Origin of the sequence: Pseudomonas cichorii (assembly GCF_003700275.1) — a bacterium.
GTDB lineage: Bacteria > Pseudomonadota > Gammaproteobacteria > Pseudomonadales > Pseudomonadaceae > Aquipseudomonas > Aquipseudomonas cichorii_B.
In genome coordinates this window covers 49019-69901 of the sequence record NZ_RBRE01000093.1, presented here as the reverse complement: position 1 = coordinate 69901, position 20883 = coordinate 49019, and the positions used below count along the sequence as shown (strand labels likewise).

The window sequence follows — 20883 nt, the reverse complement described above, 5'->3', positions numbered from 1 at the left end:
AGTCTCGTATTAAAGAGCAAGCCCGCCTTGGGGCGGACTGTCAGGGATTGTAGGCCACGAATCGGAACTGCCAGGCCGGAACATGCAAAACGTGAGCGTCAGCACAGACCAACCTGCCGGTATTTATTCGGAGGGCACGTATTCTACAACTTCCAGATCGAAACCGGATATCGCATTGAACTTCATTGGTGAACTCATCAGGCGCATTTTACGCACACCGAGGTCACGCAGGATCTGGGAACCGGCGCCGACAGTGCTGTAAGTGGTCGGCGTCTTGATGACCTGTTGTCCGGCGGTTTCGCGGATATGGGCCAGCAGTACATCGCCATCCAGCGGGTGACCGAGCAGCAACACCACGCCGCTGCCAGCCTCGGAAACCGCAGTCATCGCGGCCCGCAGGCTCCAGCGCCCCGGCTGCTTGACCATCAGCAGGTCGCGCAGCGGGTCCATGTTGTGGACACGCACCAGGGTCGGTTCTTCAGCGCAGATATTGCCTAGCGTCAACGCCAGGTGAACGTCGCCTTCGACGGAATCGCGATAGGTCACCAGGTTGAAATGTCCCAGTTCGCTGTCCATTGGCTGCTCGGCAATCCGCTGAACGGTACGTTCGTGGATCATCCGATAGTGGATCAGATCGGCAATAGTGCCGATCTTGATGTCGTGTTCGAGGGCAAAGGCTTCGAGTTCGGCGCGACGGGACATGGTGCCGTCGTCGTTCATCACTTCGCAGATCACTCCGCTCGGCTCGAAACCGGCCATGCGCGCCAGGTCGCAGGCCGCTTCGGTATGACCGGCACGCGACAGGGTTCCGCCAGCCTGGGCCATCAGCGGAAAGATGTGGCCAGGGCTGACGATGTCTTCGGCCCTGGCGTCCCTGGCGGCAGCCGCCTGTACCGTGCGGGCGCGGTCAGCCGCGGAAATGCCGGTGGTCACGCCTTCGGCGGCTTCAATCGATACAGTGAACTTGGTGCCGAAACCCGAGCCGTTGCGCGGTGCCATCAGCGGCAGCTTGAGGGTTTCGCAGCGCTCGCGGCTCATGGGCATGCAGATCAGGCCACGGGCGTACTTGGCCATGAAGTTGATGTGTTCAGCCTTGACGCATTCGGCGGCCATGATCAGGTCGCCTTCGTTCTCGCGGTCTTCATCATCCATCAGGATGACCATCTTGCCCTGGCGGATGTCTTCAACCAGTTCTTCGATCGTGTTGAGCGCCACTCGGCACCCCCTTCAATTCAGGATTTGAGGTAGCCGTTCTCGGCCAGAAAGCTTTCGGTGATGCCGCCGTGACTCGGCTCGGCGGCCTTGTCGCCCAGCAACAGGCGCTCCAGATAGCGCGCCAGCAGGTCCACTTCCAGATTGACCTTAAGGCCCGGGCGGTAGTCGGCCATGATGGTTTCGGCCAGGGTGTGCGGCACGATGGTCAGCTCGAACTCGGCGCCATTGACCGAGTTGACGGTCAGGCTGGTGCCGTCGACGGTGATCGAGCCCTTGTGGGCAATGTACTTGGCCAGCTCGCGGGGAGCGCGCACCCGAAACTGGATAGCGCGGGCGTTATCTTCACGGGAAACGATTTCCCCTACGCCATCGACGTGGCCGCTGACCAGATGGCCGCCCAGTCGCGTGGTAGGCGTCAGGGCCTTCTCCAGGTTGACCCGGCTGCCGGCCTTGAGGTCGACGAAAGCGGTGACGGTCAGGGTTTCGCGACTGACGTCGGCCCAGAAACCGTCGCCAGGCAATTCAACGGCGGTCAGGCACACGCCATTGACCGCGATGCTGTCGCCCAGTTTGACGTCACTCAGATCGAGCTTGCCGGTTTCCACGTAAACGCGGACATCGCCGCCTTTTGGGGTCAGGGCGCGGATGCTGCCGATGGATTCGATAATGCCGGTAAACATGGGTCCTCCGGGAGAACAAGGCCTGCGCGCTAAGCGAAAGCCGGGAATTATACGCCGCTGGCCGGAACAGGGAGAGCAATGACTCGCCAGTCATTACCGACTGCGCGCATTTCTACGATCTTCAGTTCCAGGGCTTCACTCATTTGCGCCAACGGCAGGTCGAGCAGCGGCCGGGCCGTGGAGCCCATGAACTTGCCCGCGATAAAAATCTGATACTCATCGACCAGCCCGAGCCGGGTGAACGCACCGGCCAGACGTGGCCCTGCCTCGACCAGCACGTCATTGACGCCACGGGCCGCCAGTTCGACCAGCAACTTGCGCAGGTCCACATGGCCTGAGCTGTCAGCCAGGGCGAGCATTTCGTGACCTTCATCGTGGTAGCGAACCCGCGCCGACGCCGCTGCACGGGTGGCGACCAGCGCACTGCCCGCCTGAAAGAAAGGCGCATCCAGCGGCACTCGCAAGCGGCTGTCGATCAGTACCCGCAACGGCGGGCGCGTGGCGGCCAGGGCGGTCAATTCGGCATTCAGCCCAAGCTCGTCGGGACGTACGGTCAAACGGGCCTTGTCGGCCAGCACCGTGTCGGCACCGGTCAGGACAACGCTCGATTGCGCCCGCAGCCGCTGCACCGCCGAACGGGCCTCGGGGCCGGTGATCCACTGGCTTTCGCCGCTGGCCATTGCCGTGCGGCCATCGAGACTCATGGCCAGTTTGACCCGCACATACGGCAGGCCTTTTTCCATCCGTTTGAGAAAACCTTTGTTCAGCGCCCGCGCTTCGGCTTCCAGCACACCGCACTGAACCGCGATGCCGGCATTCATCAGGCGCAGCAATCCGCGGCCGGAGACTTCAGGATTGGGATCCTGCATCGCTGCAACTACGCGGGCGACACCGATATTGATCAGAGCATCGGCGCAGGGCGGCGTGCGCCCATGATGGCTGCAGGGTTCGAGAGTGACGTAAGCCGTTGCACCACGGGCCTTGTCGCCCGCATGGCGCAAGGCATGCACTTCGGCATGCGGCTCGCCGGCCCGTGCATGCCAGCCTTCGCCCACGATCTGGCCATCGCGCACAATCACGCAACCGACGCGGGGGTTGGGATGTGCCGAATAAATGCCCTTGCGCGCCAGTTCCAGCGCACGGGCCATGTAATGGGCATCCAGAGCGCCTTGCTCAGTCAACGCTGCACTCATTCTTTACCCGGCTCACGAGCAAGACGCTCGATTTCCTCACGAAACTCATTGAGATCCTGAAAGCGGCGGTAGACCGAAGCGAAGCGGATATACGCCACTTCATCGAGCTTTTGCAGTTCGGTCATGACCAGTTCGCCAACCACCAGGGATTTGACCTCGCGCTCGCCGGTTGCGCGCAGCTTGTGCTTGATGTGCACCAGGGCCGCTTCCAGGCGCTCGACGCTCACCGGACGCTTTTCGAGAGCCCGCTGCATGCCGGCACGCAGCTTTTCTTCGTCGAAAGGCTGACGACTGCCGTCCTGCTTGATCAGGCGCGGCAAGACCAGCTCGGCGGTTTCAAAGGTAGTGAAACGCTCACCGCAAGCCAGGCACTCGCGACGGCGACGTACCTGTTCGCCTTCGGCGACAAGGCGTGAGTCGATGACTTTGGTGTCATTGGCACCGCAGAAGGGACAGTGCATGGTGGCAGGCAACAATAAAGAGGGAGCGCCATGGTAGCGCATCCCGCAGGCAAGACAAGACTCCGGCTGCTCTCGGAGGCTGGCTGCGCCTCGATCATGCTGTATAAAGATGCATCAGAACGATGTGAAACTGCCTGCATTCGGTAATACTGCATCACGGCCTCTATGAGCCTTTTTATTTTGTTTTTGTTGGAGCCGTTCATGACGCTACGCCCCTTTTTCCTGCTCGGGCTCATCGGCCTGCTGAGCGCCTGCAGCAGCACCGAAGCTCCACCACCGGCTCCCGCCAAACCAGTCGCAGCCGCCAAGCTGCCTGCCGGCCCTGGCCCGCTGCTGCCGCATCAGCGGGAACTGAGCGGCCAGTTGCTGGGCGTACCTGCCGGCGCAGAAGTCGAGCTGGCGGTGCTGGTGATCGACGAACGTGGCCGCCCGCAAAAACTGCTGACCAGCACCAAGCTGCAAGGCAACGGCCAGTCGCTGCCCTTCCAGTTGCGCTTCAATCCGGAAGCCTTTCCCATTGGCGAGCGGGTTGAACTGCGCGGACGCGCCAGCAAGTCCGGGCAACTGATTCTGCATCTGCCTTCGCTGCGGATCGAGCAGCCCACCACTCAGGCCCTGGGACAGTTGCAACTCGTCAGCGCGCCATGATTGCACCGGCACAACTTCAGCAGGAGCTAAGCCAACTGCTGGGCGACGCACGACTGGTCGCCACCGAGTTGCCGGGCACCGATCTGAAGCTGTGGCTGATCGACGCCGACAATATGGATCGCGCCTTCAGCCCTGACGAAACCCGCCGCATTCTGGAAGAACCGCCCTACTGGAGTTTCTGCTGGGCCAGCGGTCTGGCGTTGGCGCGCTTTCTGGCCAAACAGCCGCAGTGGGTCGCAGGCAAGCGCGTACTGGATTTCGGTGCCGGCTCCGGTGTTGCGGGCATTGCCGCAGCCAGAGCCGGAGCTGCCGAAGTGGTCGCCTGTGACCTGGACCCGCTGGCGCTGGCCGCCTGCCAGGCCAATGCCGAACTCAATGCCGTACAACTGAACTATTCGGCAGACTTTTTTGCCGAGGCCGATCGGTTCGATCTGATTCTGGTCGCCGATGTGCTGTATGACCGCGCCAACCTGCCGTTGCTGGATCAGTTTCTCAGCTGTGGCCAACAGGCCCTGGTCGCGGACTCCCGCGTGCGCGACTTCAGGCATGCAGCTTACCGGCGCCTGGCAATGCTGCATGCCCATACCCTCCCGGACCTGGCCGAGCCGCATGAGTTTCGGGATGTCAGCCTGTATCACGCGCAGCGCTGAACGAGTGCCGCAGGTCCTGGCCTGATACTCGCCGCTTTCAGCAAACCCCTGAGGCCTTTATAGTTGGCGGCATTCAGATTTCGCGAGGCAAGCAATGAGCCAGGACACTTCTTACATCTTCGAGGCAACCGCCGCGAACTTCGACCAGTTGGTGATCGACAAGTCATTCGATCAGCCTGTGCTGGTGGATTTCTGGGCCGAGTGGTGTGCGCCGTGCAAAGTGCTGATGCCGCTGCTGGAGCAGATCACCGAGAGCTATCAGGGCGAGTTGCTGCTGGCCAAGGTCAACTGCGATATCGAACAGGAAATCGTTGCCCGCTTTGGTATCCGCAGCCTGCCGACGGTAGTGCTGTTCAAGGATGGTCAGCCGGTGGACGGTTTTGCCGGTGCTCAGCCCGAGTCGGAGATTCGCAAGCTGCTCGAACAACACGTCGTCATGCCGCCACCTGCCGCCGCCGACCCGCTGCAACAGGCCCGGACACTGTTCGCCGAAAGCCGTTTTGCCGATGCCGAAGCGGTGCTCAAAGTGATGCTGGGCGAAGACAATACCCATGCAGCAGCGCTGATCCTGTATGCGCGTTGCCTCGCCGAGCGTGGCGAACTGGGTGAAGCCCGTACCGTGCTGGATGCGGTCAAGAGCGACGATGCCAACAAGGCCGAACTGGCCGGCGCCAAGGCGCAACTGACCTTCCTCGCCGAAGCCGCCACGCTGCCGGACAGCGCCGAACTGAAAACCCGTCTGGCGCAAAACCCGCAGGATGACGAAGCCTCGTATCAACTGGCCGTCCAGCAATTGTCCCGCCAGCAATACGAAACGGCGCTGGAAGGCTTGCTCAAGCTGTTCATCCGCAACCGCAACTACGCCGAAGGCCTGCCGCACAAGACCTTGCTGCAAGTGTTCGACCTGCTGGGCAATGACCATCCGCTGGTGACGACATACCGTCGCAAGTTGTTTGCCGCGCTGTATTGAGTGAGCGTTTTTCGCGAATGAATTGGCTCCCACTTCACTTGTGGGGAAGCCCATTCATTCGCGAATATCCACCCAACTGTAAATGGGTGCATCCGCGCCGCTTGCGACCTTCACATTGGCGCTATGGCGCAGACGTACCAGCAGGCGCTTGCCGGCGGCGGTGCTGCCGGTCAGGCCTTCGAGTTTACCCAGCAGATCCGGCCCGCTGAGTTGCCCGGCCTTTTGCAGCAGGTCCCTGGCGATCTGCCAGATCCTGTCGTCCTGATTGACCGGCCTGCTTTCCACAACAGCCGGCGCTTCAGGAGCGGCCGCCTTGAGTTGGGCACCCAGTTGCGCCCAGTCACCGTCGTCCATTTCCAGGGTCAAATCCACCGGCCATTGGCCAATGGTTCCACGGATACGCAGCATGCTCTGTTCCTCGCTTTGACAGATGCACATGCTCCCACACGTGGCTCAACACAGCCAGCGAGCGGCCTGTGCATCGTCACCGCGCAGAAAACCGGCAAACGCCGCAACGTCGTAGGCGTTTTCCCAGTGTTCGATGACCTTTCCCTCGCGAAAGCGCCATAAACCGCAGAACGGCATGCAGATGCCCTGCTCATCCGGTCTGGCGCGCAGGTTGCCGAGGACCGCGCCGAAACAATCGTTGGCGATGATATCCTGCACCTCCATGAACAACGAATAGTGCGTCAGGGCGATAAGCTCTACTTCATGACCGCGCACCGCCTGCTTGCCGATGACCGTGGCCGGGCACGCGGTCTGGTCGGCCTTGTGCAGGACGATGTCATCGTCTGCAAACTCGGCAATGCGCGTCAGATCCTCGTAGATCGCCCGCAGGGTTGCGACATTGCGCTGGCAGGTATTCATGGCCTGTCCTCCTCAACGTTCGGGACGCCAGGTCGGCAGCGCGAGGTGATCGACTTCGCGAACAATCGCTGCCAGCTGGCTTTCATCCAGTTGCACGCTCGCCGCCCTGACATTTTCCTGCAGATGGGCGATGGCAGTGGTGCCGGGAATCAAGACCGTGTGCGCGGCATGATTGAGCAACCAGGCCAACGCCAGTTGCGAAGGGGTCAACGCATATTGTCCGGCGAGCGGCAGCAATGCGCTGTCCGACCCGACAAGGGCACCGTGGCCGAGCGGGAACCATGGAATGAAGGCGATATTCAGCGCCTGGGCGCGCTGCAATACCGGCTCATCGCTGCGATCGGCAATGTTGTAAAGACTCTCGATGGCCGCAATGCCCGCCACGCGATGCGCCTCTTCCAGTTGCTCAAGCGTAACGCCGGGCTGGTTGGATAAACCGATGTGGCGGATCTTGCCCTGCTCACGCAAACGCACCAGTTCGCCGAGGGATTCGGCCAGCGGCACTTGCGGATCGACACTGTGCAACTGATACAGATCGATACGCTCGACCTGCAGGCGACGCCGGCTCATTTCCACCTGCTGGCGCAGGTACTCTGGACGTCCCAGAGGCACGATATACGGAGCACCCGGCGCGCCATGAATCCAGTCATTCGGACCGGAGCGCAACATCCCGCCCTTGGTGGAAATGACCAGTTCTTCAGGGTACGGATGAAGTGCGGCACGAATGAGCTCTTCGTTATCTCCCGGACCATAGGCGTCTGCTGTATCGATGAACGTAACGCCCTGCTCATGAACGGCATGCCGCAGCAGCGCTTTGGCCTGCTGCGGATCCGCCGCAGGCCCCCACATGCCGTACCCGGTCAGGTGCATGGCGCCGTAGCCCATACGCTTGACCGGCATGTCTCCCCCGAGAAGAAAAGTATCCGCGACTGTCATGGTGAAACCTCCCTGTTGTTCCATGTACCCAAGGTTATTTCCGCAGTGATGCCGGGACCGAAACCGGCAATGAGCCCGCGGGCGCCCTGCCCGGCGCCGCCCGCCTCGAACAGACGGCGCAATGCATCCAGCACCACAACCGAGGCAATGTTGCCGTACTCGGTCAATGTGGCGCGGCTGTGGGCGAACAGCGCGCTGTCTACGCCCAGATAGAGCGAGAGATCATCGAGAATGCGCGGACCTCCGGCGTGGATGATGTAGAAATCCAGTTGCTCGGCCTGCCAGCCATGCTCTGCCGCCACCGAACGGATCTCCGGCGCCAGTTGCGCCATGGTGCCGGGCACTCGTCGATCAAGACAGAAGTGAAAGCCGCTGGCTTTGACGGCATAGCTGATCCAGTCTTCGGTGCCAGGCACCAGACGCGAGCCATTACCCTGTAACCGGACGCCTTCCCCACCCTGGCCGCACACCACCGCAGCCGCCAGGGCATCGCCAAACAACCCGTTGGAGAGCAGATTGCCTACCGTCACATCAGTTGGCTGATAACACAGCGAACAGAACTCGCAGGCCACGATCAGTACATTGGCCTGCGGATAGGCCAGACAGAAATCATGGGCCCGGTTGATGGCCGAGCCACCGGCCGCACAGCCCAGTTGGGCAATGGGTATCTGTCGTGTATCGCTGCGAAATCCCAGTTCATTGATCATCCAGGCGGTCAGCGAAGGCATCATGAAACCGGTGCAGGACACAAAAACGATGGCGTCGATCTGCCGGGCAAGCAGACGGGCATTGCCCAGCGCACGGCTCACCACATCGGGAAGCAGCGCCCTGGCTTCGCGGGCATAGATCAGATTGCGCACCTCGAAGCCCGGATGCTCCAGAGTCTGCTCTATGGACTGCACCAAGTGACGTTTGCGCACCCGGGTATTGCGGATCAGGCGGCGCACCAGCGGCAATTGCGGGTGTTGCGAATGCAGATTGGAAACCAGCGCCAGCGTCTGCTCAAGACTGATGGTGAACTCCGGCACTGCGACCGCAGGACAGCAAAGCGTTGGCATGGCTCTCTCCCTGAGATTTCGATCCCTGCGCCCTCTTCATTTGACGGTAGGAGGAATTTCAGGCGCCATGAGATTGCTTCGGCATAACCTGCTGGTACGGTATGCCAAATCACCGGCGCGGATAAAAAACGGATCATCGCGCCGCCAACTGTTATAAGATCACATAACAGATTCTTCCCAATCATCTTCGGAGTCCGTCATGCGCCGTCTGCTTCTCGCCCTACCCTTCGCCCTGCTGCCACTGGCTGTCGTCAACGCTGCCGAAACACACGATCATGACCACGAACACGAGCACGGCAGCCTGGGCGCACATGAGCATGGCGTAGGTCGTCTGGATGTGGTGCTTTCCGGCAAGAATCTGGAGCTGGAATTCGAGAGCCCGGCGATGAACATTGTCGGCTTCGAGCATGAAGCGACTTCCGCCGAAGACAAGGCAAAACTGGCCAAGGCTCGCGAGCAACTGCTCAAGCCCAATGCGCTGTTCAGCATCTCGGATGCCGCCAACTGCTCGGCCACCTCGGTGAAGCTCGAAAGCCCGCTGTTCGGTGACAAGGATGACGATCATGACGAACACGCCAAGGCTGGCGAAGAGCATCACGAACACAGCGAAATCAAGGGCCATTACAAATTCATCTGTGATGCACCGGCGATTCTGAAAAAGCTCGACCTGTCGCAGATCTTCCTGACCTTCCCCGACACCAAAAAGCTTCAGGTACAAATGATCTCGCCAAGCGGCCAGTCAGGCGCAGAAGTGCTTGCGACGAATCCATCGCTCAAGTTCTGATGAGTTCCTGCAATACAACGACCGGGCCTGGCCCGGTCTTTTACTTTCAAGCACGAGCGTGGCCATGACCCAAGCACTTATCGAGCTGTCGGACCTGAGCTTCAACTGGCCGGGTCATCCGCAATTGCTGGATATCCCGGCGTTTCGCCTGGAACCGGGCGAGACACTTTTCCTCAAAGGCCCGAGCGGCAGTGGCAAGACCACCTTGCTGGGCCTGCTGGGCGGCGTCCAGAAACCGGTGCGCGGCAGCATTCGGCTGCTGGGCCAGGAGTTGTCGCAATTGTCGGCGGGCGCACGGGATCGCTTTCGGGTCGATCACACCGGCTATATCTTCCAGCAGTTCAACCTGTTGCCGTTTCTCTCGGTACGGGAAAACGTCGAGCTGCCCTGCCACTTTTCCAGGGTTCGTGCCGAGCGGGCGAAACAGCGCCATGGCAGCGTTGAACAAGCCACCAGCACGCTGCTCGCGCATCTGGGCCTGAAAGATCCGGCCTTGCTGAGCCGCCGCGCCGGTTCATTGTCCATCGGCCAGCAACAACGGGTTGCTGCAGCACGCGCGCTGATCGGCCAGCCGGAACTGGTGATCGCCGACGAGCCCACTTCGGCACTGGATGCCGACACCCGGGAATCGTTTATCCAGCTGTTGTTCGCCGAATGCCGCGAAGCCGGTTCCAGTCTGCTGTTCGTCAGCCACGACCAGAGTCTGGCGCCGCTGTTCGACCGCAACCTGTCGCTGTCCGAACTCAATCGAGCTGCCGTCAACGTGGAGGTTTGAGATGTATCTGTTTCGCCTGGCAATGGCCAGTCTGGCCAACCGCCGCTTCACCGCATTCCTCACCGTTTTCGCCATCGCCCTGTCGGTCTGCCTGCTGTTGGCCGTCGAGCGCGTACGCACCGAAGCCCGCGCCAGTTTCGCCAGCACCATCAGTGGCACGGACCTGATCGTCGGCGCCCGCTCCGGCTCGATCAACCTGCTGCTCTACTCGGTGTTCCGTATCGGCAATGCGACCAACAACATTCGCTGGGACAGCTTCGAGCAACTGGCCAATAACAAGCAGGTCAAATGGGCGATCCCGATTTCCCTGGGCGACTCCCATCGCGGCTACCGGGTGATGGGCACCAACGAATCCTATTTCGAGAATTACCAATACGGCCGTCAGCAGCATCTGGCACTGGCCGTTGGTCGCGCCTTCCAGACCGATCCATTTGAAGTGGTACTCGGCGCTGAAGTCGCCAGGGCGCTGCAGTACAAGCTGGGCGACAAACTGGTCCTGGCCCATGGCGTGGCCGCGATCAGTCTGGTCAAGCACGACGACAAGCCCTTCACGGTAGTCGGCATCCTCAAACCGACCGGAACGCCGGTCGACCGCACCCTGCATATCAGCCTGGGCGGCATGGAGGCCATTCATATCGACTGGCACAACGGTGCGCCAGCACGGGGCAACCAACGTATCTCAGCCGATCAGGCGCGCAACATGGACCTCACGCCCACGGCGATCACGGCGGTCATGCTCGGTTTGAACAGCAAGATCGCAACCTTCAGCCTGCAACGCGAGATCAATGAATTCCGCGGCGAGCCGCTGCTGGCGATTCTGCCGGGCGTGGCCTTGCAGGAATTGTGGAGCCTGATGGGCACCGCCGAGAAAGCCCTGTTCGTGATTTCCCTGTTTGTTGTGCTGACCGGTCTGATTGGTATGCTGACGGCGATTCTTACCAGCCTGAACGAGCGCCGTCGGGAAATGGCCATCTTGAGATCGGTCGGCGCACGTCCCTGGCATATCGCAAGCCTGCTGATTCTCGAAGCCTTTGCCCTGGCGCTGGCGGGAGTCATCAGCGGCCTTGCACTGCTCTATCTCGGCATTGCGCTGGCGCAGGACTTTGTACAAAACAGTTACGGTTTGTACCTCTCGTCTATGCCACCTGGCCAATATGAATGGAAATTGCTCGGTGGCATTCTGGCCGCTGCGCTGTTGATGGGAACCGTGCCAGCATGGCGAGCCTACAGGCAATCGCTGGCCGATGGACTGTCGATTCGCTTATGAGGAGCTTCACCATGCGGCGCTTGCTGATATCCCTGCTGCTTTCGGCCAGCACTTCGGTGTGGGCCGCCGAGCCGCGCGAGCTGACCTGGAATGACATGATTCCGCCTGATGCACCTGTCGTGGAGCCCGTTACCGCACCGCTGCACGACATGTCGAAGCTGTCCGATGCGCTGACTATGGAGTCGGCGCCGGCAGCCAGACAACTTGCTCCCCATGCGCCGGTCGTCAAGGCACTGGATGGCAAGCTGGTACGTCTGCCGGGCTATATCGTGCCACTTGAGGTCAGCGAGGAAGGACGAGTGACGGAGTTTTTGCTGGTGCCGTATTTCGGTGCCTGCATCCATGTTCCGCCGCCGCCCGCCAACCAGATCGTGCACGTCACCAGTGAACTGGGTGTGAAGGTCGATGAGCTGTACCAGCCGTATTGGGTCGAAGGGCCGATGCAGGCAAAGTCATCGACCAGCGAGCTGGCAGAAGCGGGTTATCAGATGCAGGCAGACAAGATATTTGTCTACGAGTTGCCGGATTCATGAGCCCTTGCAAGGGTCCTCAGCGATTTCATTGAGCTGTATCAAAGTCGCCTCAAAACAGCGCTTTAACATTAGCCCATATAACTTACTGACCCCTTGGAGCCACCCATGAACAAGAATTTGCTTCGCGCCTCACTCATAGCGCTCGCAATCGCCGCACCTATCGCCGCCCAGGCTCACGAGGCCGGCGACTTCATCGTCCGTGCTGGCGCTGCGCATGTCGACCCTCGCGAAGACAGTGGCGAGCTGAGGCTCGATGGCACCAAAGCTTCCGGAACCAAGGCAAGCGTCGATGGCAATACCCAGCTCGGCCTGACCTTTGCCTACATGCTGACCTCGCATGTCGGTATCGAACTGCTGGCAGCGACGCCTTTCAACCACACCGTGTCGGTCAGCGGCCTGGGTGGCGGACTCGATGGCAAACTCGCCGATATCAAACACCTGCCACCGACCCTGTCCCTGCAGTACTACCCGATGGAGCCTTCCTCGAAGTTTCAGCCTTATGCAGGCATCGGTATCAACTACACCACGTTCTTTGACACCGACCTGACCGGCGCTCGCGAGGCTCAGGGCTTCAGCAACCTCAAGCTCAAGGACTCGGTCGGTCTGGCTGGCCAGGTGGGCATGGACTATATGCTCACCGACAACATCATGCTCAACGCTTCGGTCTGGTATGTCGATATCGACACCGAAGCCTCCATGGACGGTCCAGCCGGCCTCGGCGTCGGCAAGACCAAGGTCGATGTGGACATCGATCCATGGGTCTACATGGTCGGCGTGGGTTACAAGTTCTGATACCCGCAGCACAAGCCACTAACATTCAAAGGCACCCTGTTCGGGTGCCTTTGTCGTTGTGGACTAATCACGAGTTATTTGAAACAGCGCACCGTCTACATGCACGATAGAGATGCCTGCCAGTTCTTCCAGCTCATCAGGCAATATCACGAAAGTACTTGGGTTTGACGTAACCGTTGGCCCCGATTGCCAGCGGTCACCTTTTTTGTAATGCATTCACAAACGCAGTTGGCTCAGGAACTCAACGCTCCAGCAATCGAGCCAAGCCGACACCCAGAGGGGTCGACTCTGCCAGCGTAAAACGCTCCAGCAGCCGCTGGTTATCCGCCCGTGAATGACGAATGTCGCCGGAACGCGGTGCCTGATAGCTGACTGGCGGCAATTGGCCGATCACTTGCGAGAGCGCCGCCAACAGCTCGTTGAGCGAGGTGGCCTTGTTCAAGCCGACGTTGATCGCGCCTTCGGCTGGAGCCGGTTGCTCCAGCGCCTGGATCAACAGTCGGGTCAGATCACCGATGTAGAAGAAATCCCGGGTCTGCTCGCCATCGCCAAACACCGTGATCGGCAGGCCCTTTTCTGCGCGCTCGGCAAAGATGCTGATCACCCCGGAATACGGTGACGATGGATCCTGGCGCGGGCCGAAGATGTTGAAGAAGCGAAACACTACCGGCTCAAAGCCATGCTGACGGCGATAGAAGTCCAGGTACTGCTCGCTGGCCAGCTTGTCCGAGGCATACGGCGTCAGCGGTGCCTTGAGCGTATCTTCGGTGATCGACTCGCCTTCGCCATTGTTGCCGTACACCGCCGCACTGGAGGCGAACAGGACACGCTTGATGCCGGCCTCGCGCATGGCTTCGCAGACATTCAGGGTGCCAATGAAGTTGCTCTGATGGGTCTTGACCGGATCTTCCACCGACGCCTGTACCGAAGCCACCGCAGCCAGGTGCACGACTGCCTGACAGCCCTGGGCCGCGCGGGTCACCAGGGCGCTGTCGGCGACATCGCCCTCGATCAGTTCCAGACGCGGGTTAGCCATCTGCAGGTTGCTGCGCTTGCCGGTTGAAAGATCATCGAGGATGCGTACCGCATACCCCTGGGCCAGCAAGGCGTCGGCCAGGTGCGAGCCGATGAAGCCCGCACCGCCGGTAATCAGGATTGGAGCGTCAGACATGTCGATAGTACCGATCCAGCAGGCTTGGCAAGCCCGCACGCCAGGCGCGCGGCTTGATACCGAAAGTGTGGAGAATCTTCTTGCAGGCCAGTACGCCATGCTGCGGCTCTTCCGCGGCATCGGGACGGGCGGCGTGAGCTTGCGCAGTGGGCGACTCGATAGCCAGCGGATGCATCAGCCGCGCCTCGGTGAGAACCGCCTGCCCCAGCGCCAGAGGCGTCGTGGCCTCATGCCCCGCGTAGTGGTAAGTACCCCACAATGGCGCTTCGCAATCGAGCTGCTTGAGTATGGAGATGAGCACTCGGGCAGCATCGTCGACGGGTGTCGGGTTGCCGCGGCGGTCATCGGCCAGCAGCAATTCGTCAGGCTTTTCGGCACGAGTCAGGAAACGGCCCAGTACACCGTCGGCGCTGTCGTCCAGCAACCAGCCAAAACGCACCAACACATGTTGCGGGCAGGCCGCACGCACGCTCTGCTCGATGCGCCACAAGGCCTGGCCACGCAGGCCCAGGGGAACAGGGTCGTCCTTTTCGCTGTAGGCCGTTGCCCGCGAGCCATCGAACACTCGATAGCTGGAAGGTTGCACAAGAACGATGTTGTGGTGCTGACACAATTCGGCCAGGCGCTCGACTGAGCGTTCCTGTTGGGTCAGACGCGCCTCACCCACTGTCTCCGCCTGAAACCAGTCGAAGTAGTAAGCAAGGTTGATCAAGGCATCGGGACGGGTGTCATCGAGCAGTTGCGTCAGGCTCGCTGCATCCCAGCCGTCTTGCGGGGGACGCGGCGCGAGGAAACCAATGTCTTCCTCGGCACCCAGACGAATCAGCGCTTGCCCGAGGGCATTCCCGCCGCCCAATAGCATAAGGCGCATTCGCATAGAGTCAGCAGGCTCGGTATCAGAATCATCAAGTAATCAGGTGAAAAACGTCTGCAAACATACCACGTTGACCGCTATCACCCAACAGTTGCCACGGGTACTCGATCATGCGGCGCTGAAAACAGACTGCACAGGAACGAATTCACTCTCGAAAAAGCGCCATATTCATGGAACTGCCGTAGCGCCCCCATCCCACAGGATGCACACAATCCATTGTGGTAGGGGGCTTGCCCGCGACAGGTCAGGACGGTGTTTACAGCTTACTCGGCGGCGGGTTGCGGGGCCGGGGCTGCGCCCGGGTTCATGACCACCTGTGGATAAGTCTGGGCAAAGCGCACGTCCGGATTCTTGTCCACAAGCCGCTTGAGCCGCTCGTTGAAGGCACGGCCCACGCTGTACTGGCCGCCCGACGAGGTACGGAACTGGGCAGTCAGGACCACGCCGTTGAGGTCCATGCGGTCGACCCCGAACACTTCCAGCGGTCCTTGCAGGTTGTTCTTGAGCAGAATGTCCTCGGAGATCGACTGCCCGGTCTCGCGAATCAGCGCCAGGGCTTCGTCGATGTCGGAGTCATAGGTGAACTGCACCGAGAAGAACGCATAGGCGAACTGCCGGGACTGGTTGGTCACCGCCTTGATCTGCCCGAACGGCACCGAATGCACGAACCCCTTGCCGTCACGCAGGCGCACGGTACGGATCGTCAGGCTTTCGACCGAGCCGGAATGGCCAGTGCTGAGCACCACCCAGTCGCCGACGGAAAAGGTGTCTTCGATGATGATGAACAAGCCGGTGATCACGTCCTGTACAAGTTGCTGCGAACCGAAACCGATGGCCAGACCGACTACCCCGGCACCGGCCAGCAGCGGTGCGACATTGATCCCCAGGTTGGCCATGGTGGTGATCGAGCAGATCACTACCAGAATGATTTTCACCGCATTGCGCAGCAGCGGCAGGATGGTCTTGATCCGCGTGCTGGGCTGACGTCCGTTGCGATGGTTGAGCGGCGGTTTGAGAGCTTCCTGAATAGCCGTGTCGAGCACCACCCACAGCAACCAGGTGACCAGGAAGATCAGGCCGATACTGCTCAGCGAGTCGCTGATCACCCGTCCCAGGGTATTGCGCTGGGCGAACTCGAACATCGAGAAACCCCAGATCCGCCCCAGGATTTCGATGAACGCCACCGCCAGCACAATGCGCAACACCGCATACATCAGGCTGAGCAGGCGCGCCTTGTACACATGCCCGCCACGCCCCGGTTCTTCGGACTGCTTGAAAAAGTGCTCGAAGACCGTGCTCAGGAATACCGTAGCAATCAGCAGCAAGGTGGTGAACAGTGCGCAACGCAGCGCTTCCTGACTGTCCTCCCCGGCGCCGATCAGGTTGATGGCCGACACCAGGATCATCAGCAGGATCGGCAAGTGCCAAAGGTTGGAGAAGACCTTCAAGGACTTCTGTAGCGCGGGCCTCTCCAGGCGGCTGTTCAACGAGCGGTTGCGGATCAGATGCGCAATGGGACGCCGCACCTTGATCACCAGCATGCAGAACACGACCGAAGCGAACAGCCCGGTGAAGACCGACACGCTGGTGGTGAAGTTGCTGCCCAGTTGCCTTGCAATCTGCGGGCTGGTCAGCGCATCGCTGAGTGCTGCCAGAAAGCCGATGACGAACAACGGTTTCGGGCTGTAGCGACGAATCATGCGCACGGCGGCACGCTTGTGGCCGGAGTTGAACATGACGACGACGCACAGCAGCACCGAGGTGGAAACAATGCCGCTGCTGGTCGCATAGGCAAAACACAGCGACAGCGCACGCCCCACAGAGCTCGGCATGAAATGGCTGACATACAGCGTCAACGGCAGACAGATGACCGCAGGCAGGGTGAAAGGCAGTACATATTTGAGCAGCGCCCGACTGCGCTCGCGGACCTGGAGAAACGGACGTCGATTCAGGCGGATCGCCAGAAAACGCCCCAATGTTGTCAGTACGGCAAATGCGCCCATCCACACCACCGACAACAACAGGAAGTCGCCCACGACACTCCACGGAGAACGTGCCGTGCGCTTGTTGACCAGATCGCCAATCTCGTCGGCCGCCCGGTCAGCCCGCAGGCGCCAGGCATCCCACAGGCTTTCGTCGAGGTTGAGGGTCTTCTGAATGTCGTCGATGCTGGTGCTGATCGCCCCGAGCAAACCACCCTGAACCAGTATCTCGGCAGCGGCGGGGTCGGCCTCGGCGGCTTTTTCATCGGGTTTGTCTGCCGGTTTTTCATCGGCCTTGTCGGTCTTCTCTTTTTTCTCGGTGGCCTTGTCGTCGACAGGAGCCGCTGCAGCCATAGGCAGAGCCGGCACGTCGGCGGCCTGAACATGCAAGCTGCCTGCAAAAAACAGCAGTCCCAACAGGATCAAGGTTTTTAACTGAGACACCGGGCAGTTTCTCCTTCGCTGAAATGACCGACAGGGCCAAAACTCCAAGAAACTGATTCCGGTTCGGCCCGCAAGTTCGATGATGCGCACAAATGTATGGCACTTGCGCATCAAGTATCAGCGTTGTTTGCTCGACGTAGAACAAGCATTCTACGTCATGACCTCAATCGGCCTTGAGGTTCCAGAATGTCCATAGCTACACAGCCTCGCCCGTCATTTCCGCCCTTCTCCGGCGAAACTGCCGTCCAGAAGTACGTATGGTGGAGGATGGCTGGCACAGTCACGCCCCGGAAAAGTATCCATGGCTTACACCGAGGATACCTATTGGCGCGACCGTGCCTAATTTGTCACCAATCGTGAACTGCGGGAGCGGATTCATCCGCAAAATTAGTCAGCCTGCACCGTCACCTGCTGCTGTTCACCCAGCCCGGCAATGCCCAGGCGCATGGTTTGACCGGGACGCAGGAAAACTGGCGTGGGCTTCACTCCCAGACCAACGCCCGGTGGCGTGCCGGTGGAGATCACATCGCCCGGTTGCAGGCTCATGCAGCGGCTCAGGTAGGCGATCAGTTGCGGGACGTTGAAGATCAGCGTGCGGGTATTGCCCTGCTGATAACGATGCCCATCGACCTCCAGCCACAGGTCGAGCGAATGCGGGTCGGCAATCTCGTCACGGGTCACCAGCCATGGGCCGATAGGACCAAAAGTGTCGAAGCCCTTGCCTTTGTCCCAGGTCCCGCCACGTTCCAGTTGCCATTCACGCTCGGACACATCGTTGATCACGCAATAGCCGGCCACGTGTTCCATGGCATTGACTTCGTCGATGTAGCGCCCGCCCTTGCCAATGACCACGCCAAGCTCCACTTCCCAGTCGGTCTTGCTCGAACCTCGCGGAATCTCCACCGCATCGTTCGGCCCGCAAATGGCACTGGTCCACTTGTTGAAGATGATCGGCTCCCTGGGCACTTCCATATTGGATTCGGCAGCGTGATCGGCGTAGTTCAGGCCGATGCAGATGAACTTTCCCACCTGCCCCACGCAAGGCCCGATACGCGGCTTGCCCGGCACCAGCGGCAGGCTGGCGGGATCGAGTGCAGCCAGGGCTGCAAGGCCGTGCGGGGTCAAGGCATCGCCGGCAATGTCCGGCACATGAGCGCCAAGATCGCGGATCTGGTTGTTGGCATCGAGCAGGCCGGGCCTTTCCGAACCTTTTTCGCCGTAACGTAGCAATTTCATCGGGTTCTCCTGTTTCTGTCGAAGGTGCAAACCGGGATTCAGATACTCATGCCGCCATCGATGACATGCAAAGCACCTGTAGTGTAGGAAGAGGCATCGGAGCCCAGATAAAGAACCAGTCGAGCGATTTCCTCTGCACTGCCGAGTCGGCCCATGGGCTGACGTTCGACAAACTGCCGGTAAACCTGCTCTTCGCAAATCCCTTGCTGGAGCGCCTGGGCAGCAATGCGCGCACGGAGCGAAGGCGAGTCCACAGTGCCCGGGCAAATGGCATTGCAACGAATGCCCTGGCCAATGAAATCTGCAGCAACCGATTTGGTCAGCCCCACCACTGCGGCCTTGCTCGCGGTGTAGGCGAAGCGATTGGGCACGCCTTTGACGCTTGAAGCCACCGACGCCATGTTGATGATCGAACCACCGCCACGCTCCAGCATACCGGGCAGAAATGCCCGGATCATGCGGTACATGGCCGTGACATTCAGCTCCATGGAACGGCTCCAGGCGGCTTCGTCGCACTCGAAAATATTGCCCGCGTGCACATAGCCCGCGCAATTGAACAACACATCCACCGCGCCGACCTGCTCGCTCAAGGCGAGGATATCCGTGGCCGAGGTTACATCCAGAACCATGGCCTGCAGACCGGCAATGCTCTGCAACTGGCGGATGTCGATATCGGTCGCAATCACTTCGGCACCCGCTTCGACAAAGGCCCTGGCACTGGCCAGGCCGATGCCCTGGCCGCCAGCGGTAATCAGAACGCGCTTGTTCTTCATCATGCTTTCTCCATGCCCAGATGTGTAGGAAGCACAGGGCTGGCAGCCATTTTCTTGCCCAGCATGCTGCCGGGAATCGCCAGAATCAGCCCGCCACTGACCAGCAAGCAGAGCGCCAGCACATAGGTTCCGTTATTGATATTGCCGGTGAGGGTTTCGGCGACAGCCGTGATCATCGAACCGGTAAAGCCGGACAGATTGCCGATGGCGTTGATCATGCCGATACCGGCTGCTGCGGCGACACCGGACAGCAGCGTGCCCGGCAGGGTCCAGAAGATCGGCATCAGGCTCAGAATTCCCGAAGCCGCCACCGTGAGAAACAGCACGGACAGCACCAGATCCTGAGAAAAGTAAGCGCTGAGAATCAGGCCAATCCCGCCGATAAAGGCCGGAATCGCGGCATGCATGCGCCGCTCGCCGGTACGGTTGGAATGCCGGGCATTGAGCAGCATCGCTACGGTCGCCACGCCATAGGGAATCGCGGTCAGCAGGCCGATATGCAGGGTATTGGAAATACCGGCGCTCTTGATGATCGAGGGCATCCAGAACGCCAGGCCATAGAAACCGGTATTGAAGGTCAGCAGAATCAGCACCAGCAGCCACACACGCGGGTTGAAGAAGACTTCACTCATGCGCGTGGCCTTGCCGTGGCTGTCCTTTTGCAGATTGGCCTTGAGCATGGCCTTTTCCGCTATCGAGAGCCATTTGGCCGAGTCGATGTTGTCGCACAGACAGGCAATCACCACAAAGGCCATGACAATCGAGGGAATGCCTTCGATGATCAGCATCCATTGCCAGCCGGCCATGCCCTGTATGCCGTTCATGCTGGTCATCAACCAACCGGACAACATGCCGCCCAGCGTCAGGCTGACCGGCAAGGCCATCAGAAACCCGGACATTACCCGGCTCTGCCGATGGGTCGGAAACCAGTAATTGAGGTACAGGATGACACCGGGAAAGAAGCCGGCCTCACAGACACCGAGCAGAAAACGCAGCACATAGAACATCGTGCTCGCTTCGATATGGAAAAAGCGCGACAGCGGCAGCGTAAACGCCACGGCAATCGAAACCACCGCCCAACTGAGCATGATCCGGGCGATCCAGAAGCGCGCGCCGAACCGGTGCAGCAGCAGATTACTCGGCACCTCGAACAGGAAGTAACCCCAGAAGAACACGCTGGCACCCAAGGCATAGACGGTATTGCTGAACTGCAGATCGTTGAGCATATCCAGCTTGGCAAAGCCGATATTGACCCGATCCAGATAGGCCGCCATGTAGCACAGCAGCAGGACCGGCAGAATCCTCAGGATGACCTTGCGGTAGGTTCGATCCTCGAAAGCAGGGTCATTGGCGTGCGCACTGGCACTCTGGTTCTCAGCGTGTGTTTGCATGGAAGTAACCCTTGGCACGTTTACATGCCTGATTGTTTTTATTGAAGGGCTCGTTGTCAGGCAGGCATTCCCTTGGCAATGCAAAGGCGGGAAGCGCGGCGATTACCCGATCACGTGCAGAAGCTGATGGGTAATCTATGCCAGGGATCGATTCAGTCCCAATGGCATTTTTGGATTAAGCGA

General features: G+C 60.2%; 22 protein-coding genes. 8 read left to right on the top strand and 14 right to left on the bottom strand.

The window, feature by feature from the left end; translation table 11 throughout:
- Window positions 1-123: 123 nt before the first annotated feature.
- From ribBA to nrdR, 4 genes are read right to left on the bottom strand one after another with little or no spacing between them, the layout of a single operon-like run.
- Window positions 124-1215 carry a bifunctional 3,4-dihydroxy-2-butanone-4-phosphate synthase/GTP cyclohydrolase II gene (gene ribBA / locus ALQ04_RS25255; RefSeq protein ID WP_122318536.1) on the bottom strand — a complete coding sequence of 364 codons (1092 nt, stop codon included), beginning with the start codon at window positions 1213-1215 and terminating at the stop codon, window positions 124-126.
- A gap of 17 nt (window positions 1216-1232) precedes the next feature.
- Window positions 1233-1895 (bottom strand): riboflavin synthase, encoded by a 663-nt coding sequence (locus tag ALQ04_RS25250; protein ID WP_122318535.1) that lies wholly within the window; start codon window positions 1893-1895, stop codon window positions 1233-1235.
- Window positions 1896-1942: 47 nt separating this feature from the next.
- Window positions 1943-3088, bottom strand: a complete 1146-nt coding sequence (gene ribD / locus ALQ04_RS25245) for a bifunctional diaminohydroxyphosphoribosylaminopyrimidine deaminase/5-amino-6-(5-phosphoribosylamino)uracil reductase RibD (RefSeq protein WP_122318534.1) — start codon at window positions 3086-3088, stop codon at window positions 1943-1945.
- The gene (gene nrdR, locus ALQ04_RS25240) at window positions 3085-3549 is read right to left on the bottom strand and encodes a transcriptional regulator NrdR (RefSeq protein WP_025262018.1); all 465 of its coding nucleotides are present in this window, start codon (window positions 3547-3549) and stop codon (window positions 3085-3087) included. The genes ribD and nrdR overlap by 4 nt, the downstream gene beginning before the upstream one ends.
- A gap of 201 nt (window positions 3550-3750) precedes the next feature.
- Here nrdR and ALQ04_RS25235 point away from each other — a divergent pair, with 201 nt between their 5' ends.
- The 3 genes from ALQ04_RS25235 (at window position 3751) to trxA (ending at window position 5817) form a co-directional block, all read left to right on the top strand.
- Window positions 3751-4197 carry a hypothetical protein gene (locus ALQ04_RS25235; RefSeq protein ID WP_122318563.1) on the top strand — a complete coding sequence of 149 codons (447 nt, stop codon included), beginning with the start codon at window positions 3751-3753 and terminating at the stop codon, window positions 4195-4197.
- The gene (locus tag ALQ04_RS25230; RefSeq protein WP_122318532.1) at window positions 4194-4847 is read left to right on the top strand and encodes a methyltransferase; all 654 of its coding nucleotides are present in this window, start codon (window positions 4194-4196) and stop codon (window positions 4845-4847) included. Before ALQ04_RS25235 ends, ALQ04_RS25230 begins: the two co-directional genes overlap by 4 nt.
- Before the next feature lie 94 nt (window positions 4848-4941).
- On the top strand, window positions 4942-5817 hold the full coding sequence (trxA, locus tag ALQ04_RS25225; protein WP_122318531.1) for a thioredoxin: 876 nt from the start codon (window positions 4942-4944) through the stop codon (window positions 5815-5817).
- Window positions 5818-5871: 54 nt separating this feature from the next.
- Here the strand turns inward: trxA and ALQ04_RS25220 are convergent, their stop codons facing one another.
- Genes ALQ04_RS25220 through ALQ04_RS25205 form a run of 4 tightly spaced genes read right to left on the bottom strand, consistent with a single transcriptional unit; the run spans window position 5872 to window position 8678 of the window.
- Window positions 5872-6225 (bottom strand): hypothetical protein, encoded by a 354-nt coding sequence (locus ALQ04_RS25220; protein ID WP_122318530.1) that lies wholly within the window; start codon window positions 6223-6225, stop codon window positions 5872-5874.
- A 45-nt stretch (window positions 6226-6270) separates the two neighbouring features.
- Window positions 6271-6684, bottom strand: coding sequence for a nuclear transport factor 2 family protein (locus ALQ04_RS25215; protein WP_122318529.1), 414 nt, complete (start codon window positions 6682-6684; stop codon window positions 6271-6273).
- Between the two features lie 12 nt (window positions 6685-6696).
- Window positions 6697-7620: an aldo/keto reductase gene (locus ALQ04_RS25210; protein WP_122318528.1), complete on the bottom strand. Its 924-nt coding sequence runs from the start codon at window positions 7618-7620 to the stop codon at window positions 6697-6699.
- Window positions 7617-8678 (bottom strand): type III polyketide synthase, encoded by a 1062-nt coding sequence (locus ALQ04_RS25205; RefSeq protein WP_122318527.1) that lies wholly within the window; start codon window positions 8676-8678, stop codon window positions 7617-7619. Before ALQ04_RS25205 ends, ALQ04_RS25210 begins: the two co-directional genes overlap by 4 nt.
- Window positions 8679-8877: 199 nt before the next feature.
- On the opposite strand from ALQ04_RS25205, the gene ALQ04_RS25200 reads away from it, so the two are divergent.
- From ALQ04_RS25200 to ALQ04_RS25180, 5 genes are all read left to right on the top strand, one after another.
- Window positions 8878-9462 carry a DUF2796 domain-containing protein gene (locus ALQ04_RS25200; protein WP_122318526.1) on the top strand — a complete coding sequence of 195 codons (585 nt, stop codon included), beginning with the start codon at window positions 8878-8880 and terminating at the stop codon, window positions 9460-9462.
- A gap of 64 nt (window positions 9463-9526) precedes the next feature.
- Window positions 9527-10237: an ABC transporter ATP-binding protein gene (locus tag ALQ04_RS25195; protein ID WP_122318525.1), complete on the top strand. Its 711-nt coding sequence runs from the start codon at window positions 9527-9529 to the stop codon at window positions 10235-10237.
- A gap of 1 nt (window position 10238) precedes the next feature.
- Complete coding sequence (locus ALQ04_RS25190; protein WP_122318524.1) at window positions 10239-11504, top strand: ABC transporter permease; 1266 nt, start codon at window positions 10239-10241, stop codon at window positions 11502-11504.
- Between the two features lie 11 nt (window positions 11505-11515).
- Window positions 11516-12037 (top strand): DUF3299 domain-containing protein, encoded by a 522-nt coding sequence (locus ALQ04_RS25185; protein ID WP_122318523.1) that lies wholly within the window; start codon window positions 11516-11518, stop codon window positions 12035-12037.
- A gap of 105 nt (window positions 12038-12142) precedes the next feature.
- The gene (locus ALQ04_RS25180) at window positions 12143-12829 is read left to right on the top strand and encodes an OmpW family protein (RefSeq protein WP_122318522.1); all 687 of its coding nucleotides are present in this window, start codon (window positions 12143-12145) and stop codon (window positions 12827-12829) included.
- Window positions 12830-13070: 241 nt separating this feature from the next.
- Here ALQ04_RS25180 and ALQ04_RS25175 read toward each other — a convergent pair whose 3' ends face one another.
- From ALQ04_RS25175 to ALQ04_RS25150, 6 genes are all read right to left on the bottom strand, one after another.
- Window positions 13071-14000, bottom strand: a complete 930-nt coding sequence (locus tag ALQ04_RS25175; protein WP_122318521.1) for an NAD-dependent epimerase/dehydratase family protein — start codon at window positions 13998-14000, stop codon at window positions 13071-13073.
- Complete coding sequence (locus ALQ04_RS25170) at window positions 13993-14877, bottom strand: sugar nucleotide-binding protein (protein ID WP_122318520.1); 885 nt, start codon at window positions 14875-14877, stop codon at window positions 13993-13995. The genes ALQ04_RS25175 and ALQ04_RS25170 overlap by 8 nt, the downstream gene beginning before the upstream one ends.
- A 260-nt stretch (window positions 14878-15137) precedes the next feature.
- Window positions 15138-17210: a mechanosensitive ion channel family protein gene (locus ALQ04_RS25165; protein ID WP_409077293.1), complete on the bottom strand. Its 2073-nt coding sequence runs from the start codon at window positions 17208-17210 to the stop codon at window positions 15138-15140.
- 477 nt (window positions 17211-17687) lie between these two features.
- Entirely contained in the window at window positions 17688-18536 is an 849-nt protein-coding gene (locus ALQ04_RS25160) for an ureidoglycolate lyase (RefSeq protein WP_122318518.1), read from the bottom strand.
- Window positions 18537-18574: 38 nt separating this feature from the next.
- Window positions 18575-19309 (bottom strand): SDR family oxidoreductase, encoded by a 735-nt coding sequence (locus tag ALQ04_RS25155; protein WP_122318517.1) that lies wholly within the window; start codon window positions 19307-19309, stop codon window positions 18575-18577.
- Window positions 19309-20700 carry an MFS transporter gene (locus ALQ04_RS25150; protein WP_122318516.1) on the bottom strand — a complete coding sequence of 464 codons (1392 nt, stop codon included), beginning with the start codon at window positions 20698-20700 and terminating at the stop codon, window positions 19309-19311. The genes ALQ04_RS25155 and ALQ04_RS25150 overlap by 1 nt, the downstream gene beginning before the upstream one ends.
- Between the last annotated feature and the right edge of the window lie 183 nt (window positions 20701-20883).